Below are 1,335 nucleotides of genomic sequence, written 5' to 3'. Positions count from 1 at the left end.
GGTTAGCGGCGGTCCGAAGGTGGCGTGGGGAAGGCGGGTGCCCAGGGTTCGTTGTCGATCTCCAGAGTGTTGATCAGCTGGCTGATGGTGCGGTACCAGCCGGTGAGGACGAGGAGTTCGAGCAGTTGAGGTTCGTCATAGTGGGCGGTGAGGGCGTCCCACGTCGGACGAGAGATCTGGGCGGAGTCGTGCAGTTCGTCTGCCGCATTGATCAGGAGGCGCTCCTTCGGAGACCACGGGGACGGGTCGCCGGTCACGGTCGCCCGTAGTTGTTCGCGGTCTAGTTCGGCGAACGTCTCTGCGTGGACGCCCCATTCGTACTCGCAGCCGGCGCGGGCGCAGGTGCGGTCGATGACGATCTCGCGGTCGCGAGCGGGGAGGCGGCCGTGGGCCAGCAGTCCGGCACCGAGGACGCGCATCCGGGACGCCAGCTTCGGGTTCCGGTGCAGGGTGCGGAACAGCACCAGCGGTTCGTGCGCCACGTTCGGTGGCATCCATTTGGCCAGGGCCGCGGCGATCTCGGAGGTGTACGGCGGGTCGAGCGGGGCGATGCGTGGCATGGCATGTCTCCCTCATGCTTCGATTTCAGAAGCAGTGTGCCGCTTCGAAAACAGAAGCGCAAGGGGGTGGATGCGAGGCGGTCAGCGGGGCTCGGTGTCGAGCGCCTCAGCCCACCGGTCGGACCATCGAGACAGGGGGCGCAGGGCCTCGCGGGCGTCCCGGCCCAGCTCCGTCAGGGCGTACCGGTTCTCCGGTGTCTGGTGGACGAGCCCCGCGTCGATCAGTTCGAGGAGACGTTGCCGGAGGACGCTGGACGACATGTCGTCGCAACGCTGTTGCAGCGTGCGGAAGCCCAGCGGGGCGTCCTGCAGCTCCCAGACGATGCGCAAGGTCCAGCGCCGACCGAAGAGGTCGAGCGCGGCCATGAGCGGACGGCCGCCGGTCGAGCCGCGGACCGGCCTCCCCGGTTTCGGCATGCCCCCTCCACTGGTCTGGTCCCCGGAACCCTAGCGGGAGCACCCCTCGGTTCGCCCACCTCGTCGTCCTCCTTCCAATCGGCGTCCCAGCACCGCACCGCCACGCATCAGCACACAGACACACCAAACCGGCGGTGCAGCGATGAGAGCCCTGCGGCAGCGGCCCGCGCGAAGGCCGTTCCAGGTTCCCGCGGCCACGCTCCGTACGGAGGGTGGGAGTGTCTAATGAACGGCTCTTCCAAGATTCCGGTGGTAACTGAAGGTGTGTCGTTGGCTACGTGAGTGGATCTGGGTGTCACGGTAGGTCGCGTGTGACCGTGACATGGTGGATGTCGTGTTCCCTCATCTGGCGGATGTG

At 67.3% G+C, this 1,335-nt stretch carries 2 protein-coding genes; both read right to left on the bottom strand.

The genetic code is table 11. The features are described 5' to 3' along the window. Positions 1-2: 2 nt before the first annotated feature. Positions 3-560 (bottom strand): carboxymuconolactone decarboxylase family protein, encoded by a 558-nt coding sequence (locus tag E1293_RS46995; protein WP_132206630.1) that lies wholly within the window; start codon positions 558-560, stop codon positions 3-5. A gap of 81 nt (positions 561-641) precedes the next feature. Continuing rightward, positions 642-977: a winged helix-turn-helix transcriptional regulator gene (locus tag E1293_RS46990; RefSeq protein WP_207939560.1), complete on the bottom strand. Its 336-nt coding sequence runs from the start codon at positions 975-977 to the stop codon at positions 642-644. Positions 978-1,335: the final 358 nt, after the last annotated feature.

Source organism: Actinomadura darangshiensis (genome assembly GCF_004349235.1).
GTDB classification, from domain to species: domain Bacteria; phylum Actinomycetota; class Actinomycetes; order Streptosporangiales; family Streptosporangiaceae; genus Spirillospora; species Spirillospora darangshiensis.
This window is presented reverse-complemented; position numbering and strand designations above follow the sequence as displayed.

Coding starts and splice junctions, on each gene's coding strand:
- E1293_RS46995 (WP_132206630.1), bottom strand. CDS start 560: ATGCCACGCATCGCCCCGCTCGACCCGCCGTACACCTCCGAGATCGCC.
- E1293_RS46990 (WP_207939560.1), bottom strand. CDS start 977: ATGCCGAAACCGGGGAGGCCGGTCCGCGGCTCGACCGGCGGCCGTCCG.